This window comes from Pseudomonas sp. P108, from assembly GCF_032613195.1.
Lineage (GTDB): Bacteria > Pseudomonadota > Gammaproteobacteria > Pseudomonadales > Pseudomonadaceae > Aquipseudomonas.
In genome coordinates, this window is sequence record NZ_CP126691.1 from 1,951,835 (window position 1) to 1,971,488 (window position 19,654).

18 protein-coding genes and 1 riboswitch are annotated in these 19,654 nt (G+C 59.3%); of the genes, 11 read left to right on the forward strand and 7 right to left on the reverse strand.

All coding sequences use genetic code 11. The annotated features are described in order from the left end of the window. Positions 1–28: 28 nt before the first annotated feature. Both htpG and QOM10_RS08610 read left to right on the forward strand, forming a co-directional pair. Positions 29–1,933: a molecular chaperone HtpG gene (gene htpG, locus QOM10_RS08605; RefSeq protein ID WP_316917868.1), complete on the forward strand. Its 1,905-nt coding sequence runs from the start codon at positions 29–31 to the stop codon at positions 1,931–1,933. Between the two features lie 68 nt (positions 1,934–2,001). Beyond that, positions 2,002–2,730, forward strand: a complete 729-nt coding sequence (locus QOM10_RS08610; protein ID WP_316917869.1) for a dienelactone hydrolase family protein — start codon at positions 2,002–2,004, stop codon at positions 2,728–2,730. Positions 2,731–3,087: 357 nt separating this feature from the next. Here QOM10_RS08610 and QOM10_RS08615 read toward each other — a convergent pair whose 3' ends face one another. Together QOM10_RS08615 and QOM10_RS08620 are read right to left on the reverse strand one after the other, a co-directional pair. Beyond that, positions 3,088–3,954 carry a pirin family protein gene (locus QOM10_RS08615; RefSeq protein WP_316917870.1) on the reverse strand — a complete coding sequence of 289 codons (867 nt, stop codon included), beginning with the start codon at positions 3,952–3,954 and terminating at the stop codon, positions 3,088–3,090. A gap of 61 nt (positions 3,955–4,015) precedes the next feature. Then, positions 4,016–4,432 carry an OsmC family protein gene (locus QOM10_RS08620; protein ID WP_127926352.1) on the reverse strand — a complete coding sequence of 139 codons (417 nt, stop codon included), beginning with the start codon at positions 4,430–4,432 and terminating at the stop codon, positions 4,016–4,018. 129 nt (positions 4,433–4,561) lie between these two features. Here QOM10_RS08620 and QOM10_RS08625 point away from each other — a divergent pair, with 129 nt between their 5' ends. Both QOM10_RS08625 and QOM10_RS08630 read left to right on the forward strand, forming a co-directional pair. After that, positions 4,562–5,617 carry an amidohydrolase family protein gene (locus QOM10_RS08625; RefSeq protein ID WP_410479210.1) on the forward strand — a complete coding sequence of 352 codons (1,056 nt, stop codon included), beginning with the start codon at positions 4,562–4,564 and terminating at the stop codon, positions 5,615–5,617. Positions 5,618–5,747: 130 nt separating this feature from the next. Further along, positions 5,748–7,373: a methyl-accepting chemotaxis protein gene (locus QOM10_RS08630; RefSeq protein WP_127926354.1), complete on the forward strand. Its 1,626-nt coding sequence runs from the start codon at positions 5,748–5,750 to the stop codon at positions 7,371–7,373. Positions 7,374–7,644: 271 nt separating this feature from the next. Here the strand turns inward: QOM10_RS08630 and QOM10_RS08635 are convergent, their stop codons facing one another. Genes QOM10_RS08635 through purM form a run of 3 tightly spaced genes read right to left on the reverse strand, consistent with a single transcriptional unit; the run spans position 7,645 to position 10,075 of the window. Next, positions 7,645–8,358, reverse strand: coding sequence for a DUF3108 domain-containing protein (locus tag QOM10_RS08635; protein ID WP_127926356.1), 714 nt, complete (start codon positions 8,356–8,358; stop codon positions 7,645–7,647). Between the two features lie 8 nt (positions 8,359–8,366). Continuing rightward, positions 8,367–9,017, reverse strand: coding sequence for a phosphoribosylglycinamide formyltransferase (gene purN / locus QOM10_RS08640; RefSeq protein WP_077571718.1), 651 nt, complete (start codon positions 9,015–9,017; stop codon positions 8,367–8,369). Beyond that, entirely contained in the window at positions 9,017–10,075 is a 1,059-nt protein-coding gene (gene purM, locus QOM10_RS08645; protein WP_077571719.1) for a phosphoribosylformylglycinamidine cyclo-ligase, read from the reverse strand. The genes purN and purM overlap by 1 nt, the downstream gene beginning before the upstream one ends. Before the next feature lie 373 nt (positions 10,076–10,448). On the opposite strand from purM, the gene QOM10_RS08650 reads away from it, so the two are divergent. The 5 genes from QOM10_RS08650 (at position 10,449) to QOM10_RS08670 (ending at position 15,116) form a co-directional block, all read left to right on the forward strand. Then, entirely contained in the window at positions 10,449–11,507 is a 1,059-nt protein-coding gene (locus tag QOM10_RS08650; protein WP_316917872.1) for a DUF2066 domain-containing protein, read from the forward strand. A 34-nt stretch (positions 11,508–11,541) separates the two neighbouring features. Further along, a complete protein-coding gene (locus tag QOM10_RS08655) occupies positions 11,542–12,615 on the forward strand; it encodes an AI-2E family transporter (RefSeq protein ID WP_102900818.1) in 1,074 nt (357 codons plus the stop codon). 207 nt (positions 12,616–12,822) lie between these two features. Next, entirely contained in the window at positions 12,823–13,527 is a 705-nt protein-coding gene (gene hda / locus QOM10_RS08660; protein ID WP_007919828.1) for a DnaA regulatory inactivator Hda, read from the forward strand. Positions 13,528–13,741: 214 nt separating this feature from the next. Beyond that, the gene (locus QOM10_RS08665; protein ID WP_007919826.1) at positions 13,742–14,359 is read left to right on the forward strand and encodes a C40 family peptidase; all 618 of its coding nucleotides are present in this window, start codon (positions 13,742–13,744) and stop codon (positions 14,357–14,359) included. Positions 14,360–14,579: 220 nt separating this feature from the next. Continuing rightward, positions 14,580–15,116 (forward strand): C40 family peptidase, encoded by a 537-nt coding sequence (locus QOM10_RS08670; protein ID WP_122608421.1) that lies wholly within the window; start codon positions 14,580–14,582, stop codon positions 15,114–15,116. A gap of 133 nt (positions 15,117–15,249) precedes the next feature. Here QOM10_RS08670 and QOM10_RS08675 read toward each other — a convergent pair whose 3' ends face one another. Together QOM10_RS08675 and QOM10_RS08680 are read right to left on the reverse strand one after the other, a co-directional pair. Continuing rightward, positions 15,250–16,563 carry a PQQ-dependent sugar dehydrogenase gene (locus QOM10_RS08675; RefSeq protein WP_127926359.1) on the reverse strand — a complete coding sequence of 438 codons (1,314 nt, stop codon included), beginning with the start codon at positions 16,561–16,563 and terminating at the stop codon, positions 15,250–15,252. 66 nt (positions 16,564–16,629) lie between these two features. Beyond that, positions 16,630–17,214, reverse strand: a complete 585-nt coding sequence (locus QOM10_RS08680) for a hypothetical protein (RefSeq protein ID WP_316917873.1) — start codon at positions 17,212–17,214, stop codon at positions 16,630–16,632. Between the two features lie 163 nt (positions 17,215–17,377). After that, positions 17,378–17,608: riboswitch (cobalamin riboswitch) on the forward strand. Positions 17,609–17,687: 79 nt separating this feature from the next. Here QOM10_RS08680 and cobO point away from each other — a divergent pair. Then, complete coding sequence (cobO, locus tag QOM10_RS08685; protein ID WP_003223053.1) at positions 17,688–18,299, forward strand: cob(I)yrinic acid a,c-diamide adenosyltransferase; 612 nt, start codon at positions 17,688–17,690, stop codon at positions 18,297–18,299. After that, on the forward strand, positions 18,296–19,645 hold the full coding sequence (locus QOM10_RS08690; protein ID WP_150752232.1) for a cobyrinate a,c-diamide synthase: 1,350 nt from the start codon (positions 18,296–18,298) through the stop codon (positions 19,643–19,645). The genes cobO and QOM10_RS08690 overlap by 4 nt, the downstream gene beginning before the upstream one ends. The last annotated feature ends 9 nt before the right edge of the window (positions 19,646–19,654 follow it).

The following is a 19,654-nucleotide window of genomic DNA, read 5'->3' on the forward strand; positions in this document are numbered from 1 at the left end:
ACTGCCATCTGATTGGAGTTTGATGACCATGAGTGTGGAAACTCAAAAGGAAACCCTGGGCTTCCAGACCGAGGTGAAGCAGCTGCTGCACCTCATGATCCATTCGCTGTATTCCAACAAGGAAATCTTCCTTCGCGAATTGATCTCGAACGCCTCTGACGCTGTCGACAAGCTGCGCTTCGAAGCCCTGGCCAAGCCAGAGTTGCTCGAAGGTGGCGCTGATCTGAAAATCCGTGTGAGCTTCGACAAGGACGCCAAGACCGTCACCCTCGAAGACAACGGTATCGGCATGAACCGTGACGATGTGATCACCCATTTGGGTACCATCGCCAAATCGGGCACCGCCGATTTCATGAAAAATCTTTCGGGCGATCAGAAGAAAGATTCGCACCTGATCGGCCAGTTCGGTGTGGGCTTCTACTCCGCCTTCATCGTTGCCGACCAGGTTGACGTGTACAGCCGTCGCGCCGGCACTCCAGCCAGCGAAGGCGTGCACTGGTCGTCGAAAGGCGAGGGCGAATTCGAAGTCGCCACCATCGAAAAAGCAGAACGTGGTACCCGCATCGTCCTGCATCTGAAAGCGGCAGAAGACGAATTCGCTGATGGCTGGCGTCTGCGCAACATCATCAAGAAGTACTCCGACCACATCGCTTTGCCGATCGAGCTGCCGAAAGAAGCGGCTGCTGCCGAAGGTGAAGAGGTTCCGGCCGTTGAATGGGAAACCGTCAACCGCGCCAGCGCCCTGTGGACCCGTCCGCGCACTGAAGTGAAGGACGAGGAATACCAGGAGTTCTACAAGCACATCGCTCACGACTTTGAAAACCCGCTGGCCTGGAGCCACAACAAAGTCGAAGGCAAGCTCGAATACAGCTCGTTGCTGTACGTGCCGGCCCGCGCCCCGTTCGACCTGTACCAGCGTGAAGCGCCGAAAGGCCTGAAGCTGTACGTGCAACGCGTGTTCGTCATGGATCAGGCCGAGTCGTTCCTGCCGCTGTACCTGCGCTTCATCAAAGGCGTGGTCGATTCCAACGACCTGTCGCTGAACGTGTCGCGTGAAATCCTGCAGAAAGACCCGATCATCGATTCGATGAAGACTGCGCTGACCAAGCGCGTGCTCGACATGCTGGAAAAACTGGCGAAGAACGAGCCTGAGCAATACAAAGGCTTCTGGAAGAACTTCGGTCAGGTCATGAAAGAAGGCCCGGCAGAAGACTTCGCCAACAAGGAAAAAATTGCCGGTCTGCTGCGTTTCGCATCGACCCAAGGCGACGACGGCGAGCAGATCGTCGGTCTGGCCGACTACCTGGCACGCGCCAAGGAAGGTCAGGACAAGATCTACTACCTCACCGGCGAAACCTACGCGCAGGTCAAGAACAGCCCGCACCTGGAAGTCTTCCGCAAGAAAGGCATCGAAGTGCTGCTGCTGACCGACCGTATCGACGAGTGGCTGATGAGCTACCTCAGCGAATTCGACGGCAAGACCTTTGTCGACGTGGCACGTGGTGATCTCGATCTGGGCAACCTGGACTCGGAAGAGGACAAGAAGGCCGCAGAAGAAGTCGCCAAGTCGAAAGAAGGTCTGGTTGAGCGTCTGAAAACCGCGCTGGGCGATTCCGTGGCTGAAGTACGGGTTTCCCATCGTCTGACCGATTCGCCGGCGATTCTGGCCATCGGCGAGCAGGATCTGGGTCTGCAAATGCGCCAGATCCTCGAAGCCAGCGGGCAGAAGGTGCCGGATTCGAAGCCGATCTTCGAATTCAACCCAAGCCACCCGCTGATCGAGAAGCTCGATGGCGAGCAGAGCGAAGAGCGTTTTGGCGACCTGTCGCACATCCTCTTCGACCAGGCTGCGCTGGCGGCGGGTGACAGCTTGAAGGATCCGGCCGCTTATGTGCGCCGTCTGAACAAGCTGCTGGTTGAACTGTCGGTTTAACCAAGTTGTAGAAAAGCCCGCTTCGGCGGGTTTTTTCATTCTGGTGTTTAACAAATCAGGAGTCAGAAATGAGCCAAGTCACTGTACGTTCCGTGGTCTATCAGATTGACGGCCAGCCTTATGAAGGTCGTCTGGCGTTCGACGTCGAGCACAAAGGTGCGCGTCCGGGTTTGTTGATGGCGCCGAACTGGATGGGCGTCAGCGCCGGTGCAGAGGAAATCGCCAAATCGGTCGCGGCCAAGGGCTACGTGGTATTGATCGCTGACGTTTACGGTCAGGCTGTGCGTCCGCAGAATGCCGATCAGGCTGGCGCGGCGATGATGCCGTTGAAGGACGACCGTGCGTTGCTGCGCACGCGTATGCAAGCGGCGTTCGAGCAGTTGCAGAAGCAGGGTGAGGCGGCGGTTGATACGTCGAAACTGGCAGTGTTCGGCTTCTGCTTTGGCGGTTGCTGTGCGCTGGATCTGGCTCGCACGGGGGCGGCGGTGAAGGCTGCGGTGTCGTTCCACGGTACGCTGGATTCGCCGAATCCTGCCGATGCGCAGAACATCAAAGGCTCGGTTCTGGTGTTGCACGGTGCCGCAGATCCGTTGGTGCCGAAAGAGCAGTTGCCGGCGTTTGAAGACGAGATGAATGCGGCGAAGGTCGATTGGCAGTTGCTGAGCTATGGCGGTGCGGTGCATTCGTTTACCGATCCGCATGCCAATGTGCCGGGCAAGATGATGTACGACGCGAAGACCGCCAAGCGTGCGTTCAAGTCGATGCATGATTTGCTGGATGAAGTGTTTAAGGGCTAAAAGCCTGAAAAGCAAAAGCCCCTCACCCTAACCCTCTCCCAAAGGGAGAGGGGACTGAATGGGGAATGCTTGGGAGTGACGCCGACCTGAAAGGGCTGTGCTGAATCCATAGTCGCCAAGACTTTTCAGGTCGATGTATGACGCAAGATACCTCGGTCGGCTCCCTCTGCCTCCGGGCGGTCCGACGTTTCGGGAGGGCAGGGTGAGGGTGCTGATGGTGGACGCTCAACCAATGCGCCGACCTGATAGGGCATTACCGAATCCATAATCGATAAGGTCTTTCAGGTCGGCGTATAACCTGAGACCACTCGGTCGGCCCCCTCTCCCTCCGGGAGAGGGCTGGGGTGAGGGTGCTTTTCAGCGCGGCAACTCGATCCGCTCAACTTCCCCCGGCACCGTCGGCCAGTCCCCGGCCGCCCATTTACGCCGTGCTTCATCAATCGCCGCCGGATCGCTCGCGACAAAATTCCAGTTGATCCGCCGTGGCCCGTCCAATGGCGCACCGCCAAATACCACGGCATGCACATCGCTTTCGGCAAACAGACTCATCTCTTCCCCCGCCGGCAATACCACCAACGCATGCGGCTCAATCGCTTCGCCATTCAATTGCGCATCCCCACTCAACACATAAACCGCCCGCTCTTCATGCTCGGTCGGAATCAGCAAAGTGGTCGCGGTTTGCATGTTCACTTCCGCATACAACGTAGGAGAAAGCACCGGCACCGGCGATTCCAGGCAAAAGCCTGACCCGGCAATCATGCGGATCTGTACGCCAAGGTTATCGCTGACCGGCAATGTCGCTGCCGGGTGATGGCTGTAATGCCCCGGGCCTTGCTCGTGATCCTTGGGCGACGCCAGCCAGATCTGCAAACCGTGCATCGTGAAACTCTGGTCCCACAACGGTTCCGGTGTGCGCTCGACGTGTGCAATCGCACTACCAGCGGTCATCCAGCTGACGTCACCGGCACTGACCACCTGATCCGAGCCAAGGCTGTCCTTGTGCTGGATCTGTCCTTCAAACAAATAGGTGAGCGTCGACAGACCGATGTGCGGGTGCTGTCGGATGTTCATGCCTTTGCCCGTCGGATAAACCGTTTCGAGCATGTGATCAAAAAACACGAAAGGCCCGACGCTGCGGCATTTGGCTGACGGCAGCGGGCGCAGAATCGGCTGCCCTTCGACGTCTTCGGCGCGTGGGCGGATGATCAGAGGTTGCGTGTCCATGGTGCATTCCAGGCTGAGCGGGTGATGCCAGAAGCATAACCCGCCGCTGGCGTGAGGAGGATTACTGGCTGTCGAAGCCTTGTGGGGCGTGGGTTTCGATGCTGACGTCGGTGGTCGTCATCAGTTTGTGAATCGGGCAGCGGTCGGCGACGCGCAGCAGTTCCTCGCGCTGGGCGTCGGTGAGCACGCCTTTCAGGGTGAGGGTGACGTGCAGCACGTATTTGCCTTTCTGCTCTTCACTGTTGTCACGTTTGACGTCGACACCGACGCCGGTCAGCGGGATGTCTTTCTTCTTCGCGTACATCTTCAGGGTCAGGGCTTTGCAGGCGCCGAGGGCCGCATCGAAATAGTCGTGCGGCTCAGGTGCCGAGCCTTCGCCGCCGGCCGTTTTTGGTACATCGGCAAACAGTTCGTGGTCATCAATCTGTACGGTATGGCGAAAACCTTCAGCGGAGACGGTATTGACGGTAACGGTCATGGGAACCTCACTGGCAGTAGGAAAAGTCGCTTCGATCAAAAAAGACCTTGCAGTTATAGAGCATTCCCACCGGTACGCGTTCCACTTTCCTGCGGGATGAACCCTTGTCCTCAGGGCGGGGTCTAGGCTATGCCTACTTTCTGGAGATTACTTGTGTCCCTGTATCGTTTGAGTCTCGCCTGCCTTCTGCTGCTTGCCGGCAACGTCAGCGCCCGCGAATACGCCTACAGCGATGCGCACCTGCATTACGTGGATTTTTTCCAGGAAAGCGCGGGCATGGCGAAATTGCTGACGGCCATGCAGGACAATTCCATCGAGCATGTGATGATTTCCGGCATTCCGGTTGCTAAGAAGTGGCATGAGGACGAACCCAAGCGCCCGCGCTATTACGCCGGGGATGACGCCGATGCTTACTGGTATAGCGCGACTGACGTGATTGTCGCCGACGCCGTGCAAAAACTGAGCGCAGAACAACGCCCGTACTTTCATCCGTTTCTTTCCGGATTCAACCCGAACGACAAGAACTCCGCCGCGCACATCCAGCGCATGCTCGATCTTTATCCGGGGCTGTGGCAGGGCATCGGCGAGGTGTTCACCCGCCATGATGACCTGACAGCGCTGACCTCTGGCGATACGCCGCGCGCCAACAACGAAGCGATGACCAAGATCTATCACCTGGCAGCCGAGAACGATCTACCGGTCATGCTGCATTCCAACATCACTTCCAAGCGTGAGAAGAATCCGCTGTACCTGAAGGAAATCGAAGAACCGCTGCGTAATCATCCGCACACGCGATTCATCTGGGCCCACGCCGGGACCAGCGCGGAGATTCATCGACATCAGACCCAGCTGACATTTCTGCTGCCAACCCTGACGCGTATGCTTGAGGCGTATCCCAACCTGTTTATCGATCTGTCCTGGAGCATGCTCACGCCGTATCTGCTGGACGAGCAGGGCAAACCGCGACCGGAATGGCTGGCGTTGGTCGAGAAATACCCCGAACGCTTCATGCTTGGCTCCGATGTGGTAGGGCGTTTCAATAAGCTCGGTCAGGAAATACACAGCTTCAAGCCGTTCCTTGATGCCCTGCCGGAGAACATTGCGCAAAAGGTCGCGAGAGATAACTTCCTGGCTATCTTGCCGCGAACGGAGTTCAAGTCCGGCAAAACCACGCTGAATCGTTAATGCCGACGGTTCGAAGGATCAAGGCCTTTTGATATCGCCTTTTCGTCTTACGCAAATTTTCACCGGGCCGATACCTTCTAAAGCAACCAGCTGCAGGGTTGATGCAGCGCTTTTGGAAGGAACCAGAGCAATGAGTATCCGTAGTCTCAATATTGCCCCGCGCGCCGGCCTCGGTTTTGGCTTGTTGGCGTTGATGGTATTTGCCCTTGGGGCGTTCGCTTTATTGCAAATGTCGAACATGCGCGCGCAGTCCGACGAGGTTGATAACAACTGGCTGCCGAGTGTCATGGCAGTCGGTGAGATGAGTCAGGACATGCTGCGCCTGCGCGCGCTGACCATGCGTCTGTTGCTCAATCGGGATCCGCAGACGCTCGAACAGAACGTTGCCAAGCTCAATGAATTACGCGGTGTGCTCAGTGAGGCCCAGCAGCGTTATGACGTGCTGATCGTACTGCCCGAGGAGCGCAGGCTGTTCGACCGCTTCAAGGTTGCCGAGCACCAGTATCTGGAGTTTCAGGCACAGGTCATGCAGTTGTCGGCGCAGAATCGGGTCGAGGAGGCCGCGACCATTCTCAATGGGCAGATGAGTCCCTTGGCCGATGAAATCGCAGTGCTTTTGCGCGAGCTGGTTGAGCTGAATAAACACAATGCCAATCTCGCCACCGAAGCAGCGCGGCTGGTGTTTACCAATTCGCGGGTTTGGGTCGGGGTGATGATCGGCGTTACCGCGCTGATCACCATAGGCCTGGCCCTGCTGCTGACGCGCAGCATCGTGCTGCCGCTGGCGCAATCGCTGGGTGTCGCCGAGGTGGTGGCCGGTGGCGATCTGACTGGCGATATCAGCATCAGTGGCAAGGACGAGCCGGCGCGACTGCTGCACGCACTCAAGAGCATGCAGCACAACCTGCGCGACACGATTCGGCAAATCTCCGAGTCCTCCAGCCAATTGGCCTCGGCGTCGGAGGAGCTGAGTTGCGTCACGGAAGACGCTACGCGCGGGTTGCACCAGCAGAGCCTGGAAATCGAACAGGCGGCTACGGCGGTCAATCAGATGACGGCCGCAGTGGAGGAAGTGGCAAGCAATGCCGTGGCCACCTCCGAGGCGTCTCGTGAATCCGATCGCATTGCCCAGCATGGCCGCGAGCAGGTGCATCAAACGGTGCTGTCCATTGAGTCGCTGGCCGATGATGTGACAGCCAATGCGAGTCAGGTGGAAGATCTGGCGCAGAAGGTCTACAGCATCAGCAAAGTGCTGGATGTGATTCGTTCGATTGCCGAGCAGACCAATTTGCTCGCATTGAATGCCGCGATTGAGGCTGCTCGCGCCGGTGATGCCGGGCGTGGGTTTGCGGTTGTAGCGGATGAGGTGCGGGCGTTGGCCCATCGCACGCAGCAGTCGACCCGGGAAATCGAGCAGATGATCGGCGGGATTCAGCAGGGCACCGATTCGGCGGTGAGTTCGATGCAGCAGAGTAATGTGCGCGCGCGTTCGACGCTGGAGCTGGCCAAGGCGGCCGGGACTGCGCTTGAAGAGATCGCCTCGGCGTTCACGCTGATCAACGAGCGTAATCTGGTGATCGCCAGTGCCTCGGAGGAGCAGGCAGCGGTGGCGCGTGAGGTGGATCGCAACCTGATGAACATTCGTGATCTGGCGATGCAGACCTCGGCGGGGGCCAATCAGACCAGTGCGGCGAGTCAGGAGCTGTCGCGGTTGGCGGTGGATTTGAACAGCATGGTCGCCAAGTTCTCGGTTTGAGGTTTGCCTTCAAAAGCCCCTCACCCTAACCCTCTCCCAAGGGGAGAGGGGACTGACCGTGGGGAATTAAAGAGCTACGCCGACCTGATCTTGCTTTGGCGAATCCCTAATCGACTCGATTTTTCAGGTCGATGCATAAAGCCAGACACCTCGGTCGGCGCCCTCTCCCTCGGGAGAGGGCTGGGGTGAGGGGCGAGCCAGGCACAAGTCTCCAATCCAGCAGGCAAAAAAAAGCCCCGCATTTCGCGGGGCTCTTTGTTCTTGCGGCGGATCAGCTGCCTTTAACGGTTTTACCGTTGACGGTGCCGTCCTGGAGCATGATGTTGTACTCCTTGCCGTCGGTTTCAACCTGTTGCAGGCGAACCAGCAGGTAATCCCAATCCTTGGCGAACCACAGCACGGTAGTGCGCTTGCTTTGTGTCGGGTCGCGTACGCGCTCGACCTTGATCGCATCGATCTTGCCAGCCTTGGTCTCGACTTTTTCCGAGCCCAGCACGCGGAAGTCATAGGTATCGACTTCACCATCATCGACCACTTGATAGCTCATGGTCTTCTTGCCGGCAGCGACGTCATGCTGCAGTGCCAGCTGATAGGTGGACTTGTCGACCATGCCACGGTTCAGCGGGATCTTCACCGCGTCGCCACGGTCGGTACCGGTGACCATTTTGCTGTTCCAGTCGAAATCCAGATCAGCCTTTTTCGCTTTGCCCAGACCACCACGTTCAAAGTGGTAGGACTGCGGCAGCAAAGTGTCCTTGTCCAGGGTCAGGGTGCTTTCTTCCGTCAGGCTGGCGATCATCATCGAGGCCTTGAAGCTGAGCTTCCAGACGCCGTTGGCTTCCTTGACCAGGCTGCGCTCGGCGGTGCCGCTCATTGGCAGTTGCTTCCAGTCGGCGGTGTAGCTGGCGGAGAACGGTTGAAGGTCCGCTGCCTGCGCGAAGGGCAGGGCGAGCAGAGCGCAAGCGAAGAGCAGGGCGCGACGCATAATATCTCCTAGTGTCGAATCAAGTGGCCGCTGGCCGCGAGTAACTGGCCATCCAGTAAAGCACCGTGTTCACCGAGTGCCAGTCTGCCCTCGGCGAACCAGCGAACTGCCATCGGGTAGATCAGGTGTTCCTGAACGTGTACTCGCTGCGCAAGACTCTGCGGCGTGTCGTGCAACTCTACCGGTAATACTGCTTGTACGACCAGTGGTCCGCCATCGAGTTCCTCGGTGACGAAGTGCACGGAGCAGCCATGCTCAGTGTCGCCGGCCTCCAGCGCGCGCTGATGAGTGTGTAACCCTTTGTATTTGGGCAGCAGCGACGGGTGGATGTTGAGCAGGCGACCCTGGTAGTGGCGAACGAAATCAGCGCTGAGAATGCGCATGAAACCGGCCAGCACCACAAGTTTCGGATTGAATTCGTCGATCAGTTCGATCAGAGCAGCATCGAAGGCCTCGCGACCTTCGAATGCCTTGTGATCCAGCGAGCGGGTAGCGATACCCGCGTCACTGGCGCGTTGCAGGCCGTAGGCGTCGGCGCGATTGGAAATCACTGCAGCGATGCGGACCGGGTTGTCGCCGGTCCGCGTGCTGTCGATCAGAGCCTGCAAGTTACTGCCGGTGCCGGACAACAGCACCACGACATCACAGGTTGCGGACATTAATGAGCCTTAAGGTTCTGCAGATCAACCTGGGCAGCGCCTTCGGCAGCGGCAGCGATCTGACCGATGACCCAAGGCTGTTCGCCGGCGTCACGCAGGGTGTTCAGGGCCACTTCAACGTGCTCCTGAGCCACGCAGATAACCATGCCAACGCCGCAGTTCAGCACGCGGTGCATCTCGGTTTCGTCAACGTTGCCTTTTTCCTGCAGCCAGTCGAATACCGCCGGGCGAGTCCAGCTAGCCACGTCAACCACCGCCTGAGCGCCTTTTGGCAGAACGCGCGGGATGTTGTCGAGCAGGCCGCCACCGGTGATGTGGGCCATGGCTTTGACGGCGCCGGTGTCTTTGATCAGCTTGAGCAGCGGCTTCACGTAGATGCGGGTCGGGGCCATCAGCAGGTCGGTCAGCGGTTTGCCGTCGAGCTGGATGTTTTCGATGTCGGCACCGGAAACTTCGATGATCTTGCGGATCAGCGAGTAGCCGTTGGAGTGCGGGCCGGACGATGGCAGCGCGATCAGCGCGTCACCGGTGGCGACTTTCGAGCCGTCGATGATTTCAGCTTTTTCCACGACGCCGACGCAGAAGCCGGCCAGGTCGTAGTCTTCGCCTTCGTACATGCCTGGCATTTCAGCGGTTTCGCCGCCAACCAGCGAGCAACCCGACAGTTCGCAGCCAGCGCCGATACCGGTTACCACTTGGGCAGCGGTGTCGACATTGAGTTTGCCGGTGGCGTAGTAGTCGAGGAAGAACAGCGGCTCGGCGCCGCAAACCACCAGGTCGTTGACGCACATGGCAACCAGGTCGATGCCGATGCTGTCGTGCTTGTTCAGGTTCAGCGCCAGACGCAGCTTGGTGCCAACGCCGTCGGTGCCGGACACCAGCACTGGCTGCTTGTAGCCGGCCGGGATTTCGCAGAGGGCGCCGAAACCGCCCAGGCCGCCCATGACTTCCGGGCGCGCAGTGCGCTTGGCGACGCTCTTGATGCGTTCGACCAATGCTTCACCGGCGTCGATGTCTACACCGGCGTCCTTGTAGCTCAGGGAGGGTTGCTTGCTCATGATCCAGGCCTTTAGGGGAGGGGATTCAGGGGTAACGACCGAGTTCAGCGGGAACTTCGAAATCGTGGGGGCGATGGCCTCACGCGAGTTTCGAGGTGCCCGGCTGTTGCCGGTCTGCGAAGGCGCGCGATTTTATCAGGCTTGAGGGGCAGCGGCCATCCTCGCACCGACGGGCAGGGCCATATCAGCGGAAATTTTTTGCAATTGAGGTGTATGAACGCCTGTATAAGGTGGGGCGATTAACCGTCTATCGTTATCACTGTGCAAAAACTTACCGCTGTCGTGTGAATGTTTGGCACTGGCAGATTGTCACAGCCTTGCTCAACCGGTTCACGCGGCGTGTTCCAGCCGCTCCTGTCGACGGGAATTCTCCATGCGTTTTTGTAAATTGTTGTTTGTGGGTTGTTTGTCTCTGATCAGCCTGGCGAGTCACGCCGAAAACCTCAAAGGCCTTTATCAAGTGCGCGAGCCGGTCAACGGTCAGGCGCCGGAAGAACGTGATCGCGCCACGCAGGCAGCGCTCGATACCCTGGTGTTGCGCCTGACCGGTGATCCCAAAGCCCCGCAGAGTCCGGGGCTGGCGGCGGTTCGCAAGGATCCTCAGCAAATCATCAGTCAGTTCGGTTTTGATGCCGGGCCACCGGAGGTGCTGAAGGTCGATTTCGATCCGGCGACCACCGAGCAGGCGTTGCGGCGTGCCGGGTTGTCCGTGTGGGGCGCCAGTCGCCCGTCGATTCTGAGCTGGTGGCTGAATGATTCGGCTGAAGGTTCGAGTCTGGTCGGTGATGGTCAGGCCGCTGCGGCGCCGTTGCGTACGGCTGCGCAACACCGCGGCTTGCCGTTGCGTTTGCCGCTGGCTGATTTGAGTGAGCAGTTGGTTGCCACTGCGCCAGCGCTTGAGGGCACGGATCCGGCGCCACTGCGCGGTGCTTCGGAGCGCTACAACGCTGACGCCCTGCTGGCGGTGCATGCCCGTGAAGAAGGCGGGCAGTGGCAGGCCAAATGGCACTTGTGGCTGGGCGATCAGAAAGAGGCGGGCAGCGTGCAGGGCGCCGATCAGGCTGCTGTCGCTGACGCAGTGATGCTGGCGGTGGCTGAGCGGCTGGCGCCACGTTTTGTCGCAAAGCCCGGCGCTTCGGGGCAGCAAACCCTGGAAGTGCAGGGCATGAATCTGGAGCATTACGCGGCGCTGTTACGGTTACTCGAACCGTTTGGCGTGCGTCTGCAAAGTGTTGATGGCGATCGTATCGTTTATCGGGTCAATGGCAGTGCCGATCAGATGCGTGCGCAGTTGTCGCTGGCCAGGTTGCAGGAGTTGCCCGCCGAAGCACCCGCCCCGGTGGCGGCGCCGCAGCCAGTGGCTGGCGGTGCAACACCTGTCGCGGCGCCAGCCCCGACACCGGCAGCACCATCGTTGCGGTTTCGCTGGTAAGTCTTTCTTTATATAGAAGCAACAGGAGTGGTAAATGGCCGATACGCGGCGTTGGTTCTGGCTCGGTGGGGTTGTCCTGCTTTGCGCGTTTGTCTGGTTGCTGCACCCGATCCTCACGCCGTTTCTGGTGGCGCTGCTGCTGGCCTATCTGTTCGATCCGCTGGTGGATCGCCTGGAGCGGCTTGGTTTGTCGCGAACCTGGGGTGTGATCGCGGTGTTTGCTCTGTTCACCTTGATCGTCACGGCGCTGATGCTTGTGCTGGTGCCGATGCTCGCCAAGCAGTTGCTGCGTTTGTACGAACTGGCGCCGCAAATGCTCGATTGGCTGCAGCACACGGCAGTGCCGTGGGCGCAGTCGAAGCTGGGGTTGTCGGACGGTTTCTGGAAGTTCGATAAGGTCAAGGCTGCGATCAGCGAGCACATGGGGCAGACCACCGATATTGTCGGCGTGGTGCTGAGTCAGGCAACGGCCTCCAGCCTGGCGCTGATCGGCTGGCTGGCCAATCTGGTGCTGATCCCTGTGGTAAGTTTCTACCTGTTACGCGACTGGGACGTGATGATGGCCAAGATCCGCAGCCTGCTGCCGCGTGATCGGGAAGAGACCATCGTATCGCTTGCCGGTGAATGTCATGAGGTACTGGGCGCGTTTGTTCGCGGTCAGTTGCTGGTGATGGTGGCGCTGGGCGTGATTTACGCGGCGGGCCTGATGATTGTCGGTCTGGAGCTGGGGCTGTTGATCGGTTTGATCGCGGGTCTGGCGGCGATCGTGCCGTACATGGGCTTCGTGATCGGTATTGGCGCGGCACTGATTGCCGGGTTGTTCCAGTTCGGTGGTGATCTGTATCCGATGGTCGGGATCGTCGCGGTGTTCATGGTCGGTCAGGCGCTGGAAGGCATGGTGCTGACACCATTGCTGGTGGGTGATCGTATCGGTCTGCATCCGGTGGCGGTGATTTTCGCGATTCTGGCCGGCGGCGAGCTGTTCGGTTTCACCGGCGTGCTGCTGGCGTTGCCGGTGGCGGCGGTGATCATGGTGCTGGTGCGCCATGTGCACGACTTGTACAAGGACTCTGACATCTATAGTGGCGTTGACGATCCGCAGTTGTAATGGCACAGGGGCGGCCCGGCGAATAGCCGGGTTGGCCCGTGTCCTGCAGGCGCTGGCGCCAAAGAATCTGTCATAAAACCAGCGTGTTAACGCAAACCTTTGATTTTGCTTGGACTCTGTCGCATTGTGCGCTCAGCTTCACGGGTATAAACTTCGCAAACTTTACACAGAGGCCACTAACGGTTCCTTGAGAACTGTTCAGTCAGCATGAAACCGATTCAGCTGCCCCTAGGTGTGCGTCTGCGTGACGACGCCACCTTCATCAACTACTACCCAGGCGCCAATGCCGCTGCACTCGGCTATGTCGAGCGTCTATGCGAAGCCGACGCCGGCTGGACAGAAAGCCTGATCTACCTGTGGGGCAAACACGGCGTAGGGCGTACGCATCTGTTGCAGGCGGCGTGTCTGCGATTCGAGCAGATGGGGGAACCGGCGGTGTACTTGCCGTTGGCCGAGTTGATGGACCGCGGCGTCGAAATCCTCGATAACCTCGAACAGTACGAACTGGTTTGCCTGGATGACTTGCAGGTGATTGCCGGCAAGGCTGACTGGGAAGAGGCGATGTTTCACCTGTTCAACCGTCTGCGTGACAGCGGTCGGCGCTTGCTGATTGCCGCTTCCACCTCTCCGCGTGAATTGCCGGTCAAACTGGCTGACTTGAAATCGCGCCTGACCCTGGCGCTGATTTTCCAGATGCGCCCGCTCTCCGATGAAGACAAATTGCGCGCCTTGCAATTGCGCGCGTCGCGTCGCGGTCTGCACCTGACCGACGAGGTCGGGCATTTTATTTTGACTCGCGGCACCCGCAGCATGAGTGCGCTGTTTGACTTGCTTGAACAGCTCGATCAGGCCTCTTTGCAGGCTCAACGCAAGCTGACCATTCCCTTCCTGAAGGAAACGCTAGGCTGGTAACGGCGCGGCTTTCAGCGTGTTTCGGCATATTTCAGGCGCCAGAAAATCCGCTTTCCAGCGCAGTGTGCAGGCCGCGTATCGGTTCAAATGGGCTTAAGCGCTTAGATGTAAACGAGAAACCGGGAAGTCACAAAAAGATCGATTGAATTTGCAAATGAGACTGATAGCGGGCATAGTCTCGGCTTCTTTACAACTATCAGCCACGGTCGTGCCCATGCTAAAGCGCTTCGCACCCCTCGTGCCTCTCGCACTCGTCACCCTGTTGTACGGTTGCGCTGCTCATTCTCCAGTCCAAGAGCAGCCTCAACAGGTTAAAAATTCTGCCACGGCTCAGTCTTCCGTTATTTACCAGGAAGAACTGGACACCGAAAAAGAACTCAACGAATTCAATGGCAAGAAGCCTTATCAGCTTCCTGTTCTGGCCGACAGCATCCTCGAACGCGGCATGTCCCTGATTGGTACCCGTTACCGTTTCGGCGGTACCTCTGAAGCCGGTTTCGATTGCAGCGGTTTCATCGGCTACCTCTTCCGTGAAGAGGCCGGCATGAACCTGCCGCGCTCCACCCGCGAAATGATCAACGTGGATGCGCCGCTGGTCTCGCGCAGCAACCTTGAGCCGGGCGATCTGCTGTTCTTCGCCACCAACGGTCGTCGCGGTCGTGTCAGTCACGCCGGGATCTACCTCGGTGACAACCAATTCATCCACTCCAGCAGTCGTCGCAGCGGCGGTGTTCGCATCGACAGCCTGGGTGACAGCTACTGGAGCAAGACCTTCATCGAAGCGAAACGCGCTCTGGCCAACGCTCCGACCGTAGTCACGGCTCGTAAGTAATCCCCCCGTTGTCGCTGCGTTCGCGGCGACAATCGGGCTTCCGGCAACGGAGTAGACGTATACTTTACAAGGTGAAGTTAAAGTCTTACTTGAAGTTTGCCGCGTAGCCGCTAGAATCCTGAATCTATATTGATGGCAAACCGCCTGCGTGCTCACGCAGGCGGTTTTCTTTTCTGTCCATCGGCAGAAAAAGCCGCAGCCAGATCAGGATGTTCTGCTTATGACGATGTCGGCCCGCCTCACATTGATGCTCTGCGCAGCGCTGCTCAGCGCCTGCGCCAGTCGCACGCCGCCACCTGCGCCGGTGGTTCGTGCCCCGGTCGTGTTCGGCCCCTCCCAAGCTTTTTCGCCTGCTGCTGAAGACGTGCTGTTTCGCGCGCTCGGTCTGGTCGGCACGCCTTATCGCTGGGGCGGCAACACGCCGGATTCAGGGTTTGATTGCAGCGGGCTGATCGGTTTTGTCTACCGTGATGCGGCGGGCATTTCTTTGCCACGTTCGACGCGTGAGCTGATCGTCATGCAGGCACCGAATGTCGGTAAGGAAGGCTTGCAGACCGGCGATCTGATCTTCTTCGCCACCAATGGCGGCTCGCAGGTCAGTCATGCGGGGATCTACGTCGGCGAAGGGCGCTTTGTGCATGCGCCGGCCACGGGCGGCACGGTGAAGCTGGACAGTCTGTCGAAGGCGTATTGGCAGAAGGCTTATCTGAGTGCCAAGCGGGTGTTGCAGCCGGAGCATCTGGCGCATAACCCGTAGTAAAAATCGCAGCCGTTCTAATGTGGGAGCGAGCCTGCTCGCGAAAGCGGTGTATCAGTCAACTCAATGGATGCTGACACTATGCATTCGCGAGCAGGCTCGCTCCCACAGTTGTTTCAGGTCACATTCAACATCACTTCGTGGCTGAGACTCGCCAAACCTTATTGCCAACATCATCCGCCACCAGCAAGCCACCCTGCTGATCGATCACCACGCCCACCGGGCGGCCCAGTGCATTCTCATCCTTGTCGAGGAACCCGGTCAGCACATCCACCGGTGTGCCACTCGGCTTGCCGCCGGTAAACGGCACGAAAATCACTTTGTAGCCACTGTGCGGTTTGCGATTCCATGAGCCGTGCTGGCCGATAAAGGCACCTTCCTTGAACTGCGCCGGCAGGTTGTTGCCCTCGGCGAACGTCAGGCCCAAAGACGCAGTGTGCGGCCCGACGGCGTAATCCGGGGCAATGGCCTTGGCCACCAGATCCGGGTTTTGCGGCGTAACGCGGACATCGACATGTTGGCCGTAGTAGCTGAACGGCCAGCCATAGAAACCACCGTCCTTCACAGAGGTGATGTAGTCCGGCACCAGATCACTGCCGATCTCGTCACGTTCATTCACTGCCGTCCACAGCGCGCCACTGGTGGGTTCCCAGGCCAGGCCATTGGGGTTGCGGATGCCCGAGGCAAAGATCCGGTGATTGCCGGTCGCCCGATCAACTTCCCAGATCGCGGCGCGACCTTCTTCCTTATCCAGACCATTTTCGCCGACGTTGCTATTCGAGCCGACCGTGACGTACAACTTGCTGCCGTCCTTGCTGGCGATGACGTTTTTGGTCCAGTGGTGATTCAGCGTGCCGCCAGGCAAATCGACAACCTTGATTGGCTGCGACTTGATCTCGGTCGCGCCCGGTTCGTAGTTAAAGCGCAGCAGGCGATCGGTATCGGCGACGTACAGATCGTTGCCGACCAGCGTCATACCGAAAGGTGAGTTGAGGTTTTGCAGGAACACTGTGCGCGTCTCAGCGACGCCATCGTGGTCGGCGTCACGCAGCAAGGTGATGCGGTTTGGGCTGGGCACGCCAGCGCCGGCCTTGCCCATGACCTTCTTCATGACCCAGCCGCGAATCCCGCTGCTGTCATCCGGTTTTGGCGGAGCATTGGTTTCCGCCACCAGCACATCGCCGTTGGGCAGCACATACAACCAGCGCGGATGATCGAGGCCTTCGGCGAACGCTGCCACCTGGGTGCCAGCCGCCGCTGTCGGTTTGCCGCCCTCGGGCCAGCCGATCGCCGGGGCGATGTTCACCGTCGGGATCAGGGTCTTGTTCGGTTCGGGCAGCTTCGGCGACGGGCCGGTGCCGTCGGAGACTTGCAGGCTGGAGGTCTCACCGCAGGCGGCGAGCCCTCCGGCGAAGGCGATGACAAAAACGAGCTGGGGCTTGCGCATTGCTGATCTTCCCTATGAATGCATTCCTAATCATAGAGGAGGGCGCAAGCCCGATGGTTCAACTGCTCAGCCGCGGGCTTCCTTGAACAGCACGGCGATTCCCGGGTGATAGTTGCCCGCTTCGCTGCGCAACTTGCGGTAGGCGTAAGGGAAATACCAGGCGACCGCGCAGGTGTGTTCCTTTTGCAGATCGTCGACCATGTCCTGCAGCTCTTCGGGGCTGGCGCTGTGCTGGGGTTTTTGCGGCGCGATAAACAGGCAGCCGAGCTTGAGATCGCTGGCGTAGCTGATGCGTTTGGCGTCGTTGGTGATATCGAGCAGGGCTTGGGTCAGATTCAGGTTGGTGACCTTCGGCCAGCGCTGAGTGGCCTGGATAAAGGCGCGGTCTTCGGCGCCGGCAAGAAACAGATCGGCGCGAGCGTTGCGCTCGCCTTCTTCGTTCTGCTTGCGCGTGGGAGTTTCGTTCAAGGTCACCAGCTCAGCCATCCAGGCCGCCGCCGAGAGCAGTCCGAGATTGGCTTTCTCGTCATGCCAGTAAGGGGTATCGCTGTCGCCGCGCACGGCGTTGTAACGGTCGATACAGTCAAACCAGCGTTCGAGCACCGGGCGCAGGAATTCCAGGCGCGGGTTGCTGATGATCATGCCTTGCATCGTCATCATCCTTTATTGTTGTGGTGGGCTTTTCGGGAAAAGCATGGCTCTTTGATATCATTTGTATCAGTGTGGCACAAGATTGGCGGCAGATAATTGATCGGCGGCAGTTATTCGCCCGATGGCCGCCTCTTTAATTGACGCTCCACCCCCAACCCTCTAACCTTCGCGGCTTGTTTCAGGTGCTCTGTGACCTGCGTCGACAGAGTGAAACAGGGAAGCCGGTGAGGGTTGTCTTCAAGCGAAGAACTACCACGATCCCGGCGCTGCCCCCGCAACGGTAAATGAGTGAAAGCTGCGCCTTGAGCCACTGCCTCGAAAGAAGCGGGAAGGCGCGCAGTCAGGCCAACGCCGCTCATGAGCCCGGAGACCGGCCTGATCCATCCAGCGGCATCACGGTGGGCGATGCCAGGCTTTTTGCCGTCTATTCTTGTGCCTGCCCGCCGTTATCCAGCCTCAACGGAGAGCTCCCCATGACTGATTCCCCCGAGCGCGACGAACGCCATCTGGCGCGTATGCAGCGCAAAAAAGCCGTGATCGACGAACGTATCGCCAACTCGCCTGACGAGTGCGGCCTGGTGCTGGTGCTGACCGGCAACGGCAAAGGCAAAAGCAGCTCGGCGTTCGGCATGCTCGCCCGTGCCATGGGCCACGGCATGCAGTGCGGTGTGGTGCAGTTCATCAAGGGCCGCAACAGCACCGGCGAAGAGTTGTTTTTCCGCCGCTTCCCTGAGCAGGTGCGCTTCCACGTGATGGGCGAAGGCTTCACTTGGGAAACCCAGGATCGTCAGCGCGACATCGCCGCCGCCGAAGCCGCGTGGGCGGTGTCCCGCGAACTGCTGCGCGATCCGTCGATTGGTCTGGTGGTGCTCGACGAATTGAACATCGCTCTCAAGCACGGCTACCTCGATCTTGATCAGGTGCTCAGCGATCTGCAGGCGCGTCCGCCGATGCAGCACGTGATCGTCACCGGTCGCGCGGCCAAGCCGGAAATGATCGAGATGGGCGACACGGTCACCGAAATGGGCATGCTCAAACACGCCTTCCAGGCCGGCATCAAAGCGCAGAAAGGCGTCGAACTTTGAATCAACCACGTCACTGCCCGGCGGTGCTCATCGCCGCGCCGGCTTCCGGTCAGGGCAAGACCACCGTCACCGCCGCGCTCGCCCGTTTGCATCGCAATCAGGGGCGCAAAGTGCGCGTGTTCAAATGCGGCCCGGACTTCCTTGATCCGATGATTCTCGAGCGCGCCAGCGGTGCGCCGGTGTATCAATTGGACATGTGGATGGTTGGCGAGCAGGAGAGTCGTCGTCTGTTGTGGGAAGCCGCTGCCGAGGCGGATCTGATTCTGATCGAGGGCGTGATGGGCCTGTTCGATGGAACGCCGTCCAGTGCCGATCTGGCGCGGCACTTCGGTGTACCGGTGCTTGGCGTGATTGATGGGACGGCGATGGCGCAGACCTTTGGTGCGTTGGCGCTGGGTCTGGCGAGGTATCAGCCGGACCTGCCGTTCGCTGGCGTGCTGGCCAATCGTGTCGGTACTTTGCGCCATGCGCAATTGCTCGAAGGCAGTCTCACTGAAGGCCTGCGCTGGTACGGTGCATTGTCCCGCGAGACCGGTATCGAACTGCCGAGCCGGCATCTCGGCCTGGTGCAGGCCAGCGAACTGAATGACCTCGATGTGCGTCTCGACGCCGCTGCCGACGCTCTCGCCAGCAGCTGTGAGGTAGCGCTGCCACCGGCGGTTGAGTTCGCCGCGCCTGACATCATCGCTGTCGAGCCACTGCTGAAGAATGTACGCATTGCCGTCGCCCGTGATGAGGCGTTTGCCTTCACCTATGGCGCGAGTCTGGATCTGCTGCGGGCGATGGGTGCTGAGTTGAGTTTCTTCTCGCCGATCCGCGACACGCAATTACCTGAAGCGGACAGCGTGTATCTGCCCGGTGGTTATCCGGAGTTGCATCACGTTGCGCTGGCGCAGAACACCGCGATGGTTGAAGCGATTCGTGCGCATCATTCAGCGGGTAAACCGTTGCTCGCTGAATGTGGCGGGATGCTGTATCTGCTCGATTCGCTGACGGACGTTGAAGGTACTCGCGCCGAATTGGTTGGGCTGCTCAAAGGCGACGCGGTGATGCAGAAGCGTCTGGCGGCGTTGGCGTTGCAAGCGGTGGATCTGCCGGAAGGTTCGCTACGTGGGCACACTTATCATCATTCCCTGACGACTACCGAACTGGCGCCGATTGCACGGGGTTTGAGCCCGAATGGTGGGCGTGGGGCCGAGGCGGTTTATCGGGAAGGGCGGATGACGGCGTCGTACGTGCACTTTTATTTCCCGTCGAATCCGACTGCGATTGCCGCATTGTTTACGCCAGACCGTGAGGCCGCCTTCGCGAGCAAGCTCGCTCCCACAGGGGATCGCGTTTCTTGAGCAAGCACC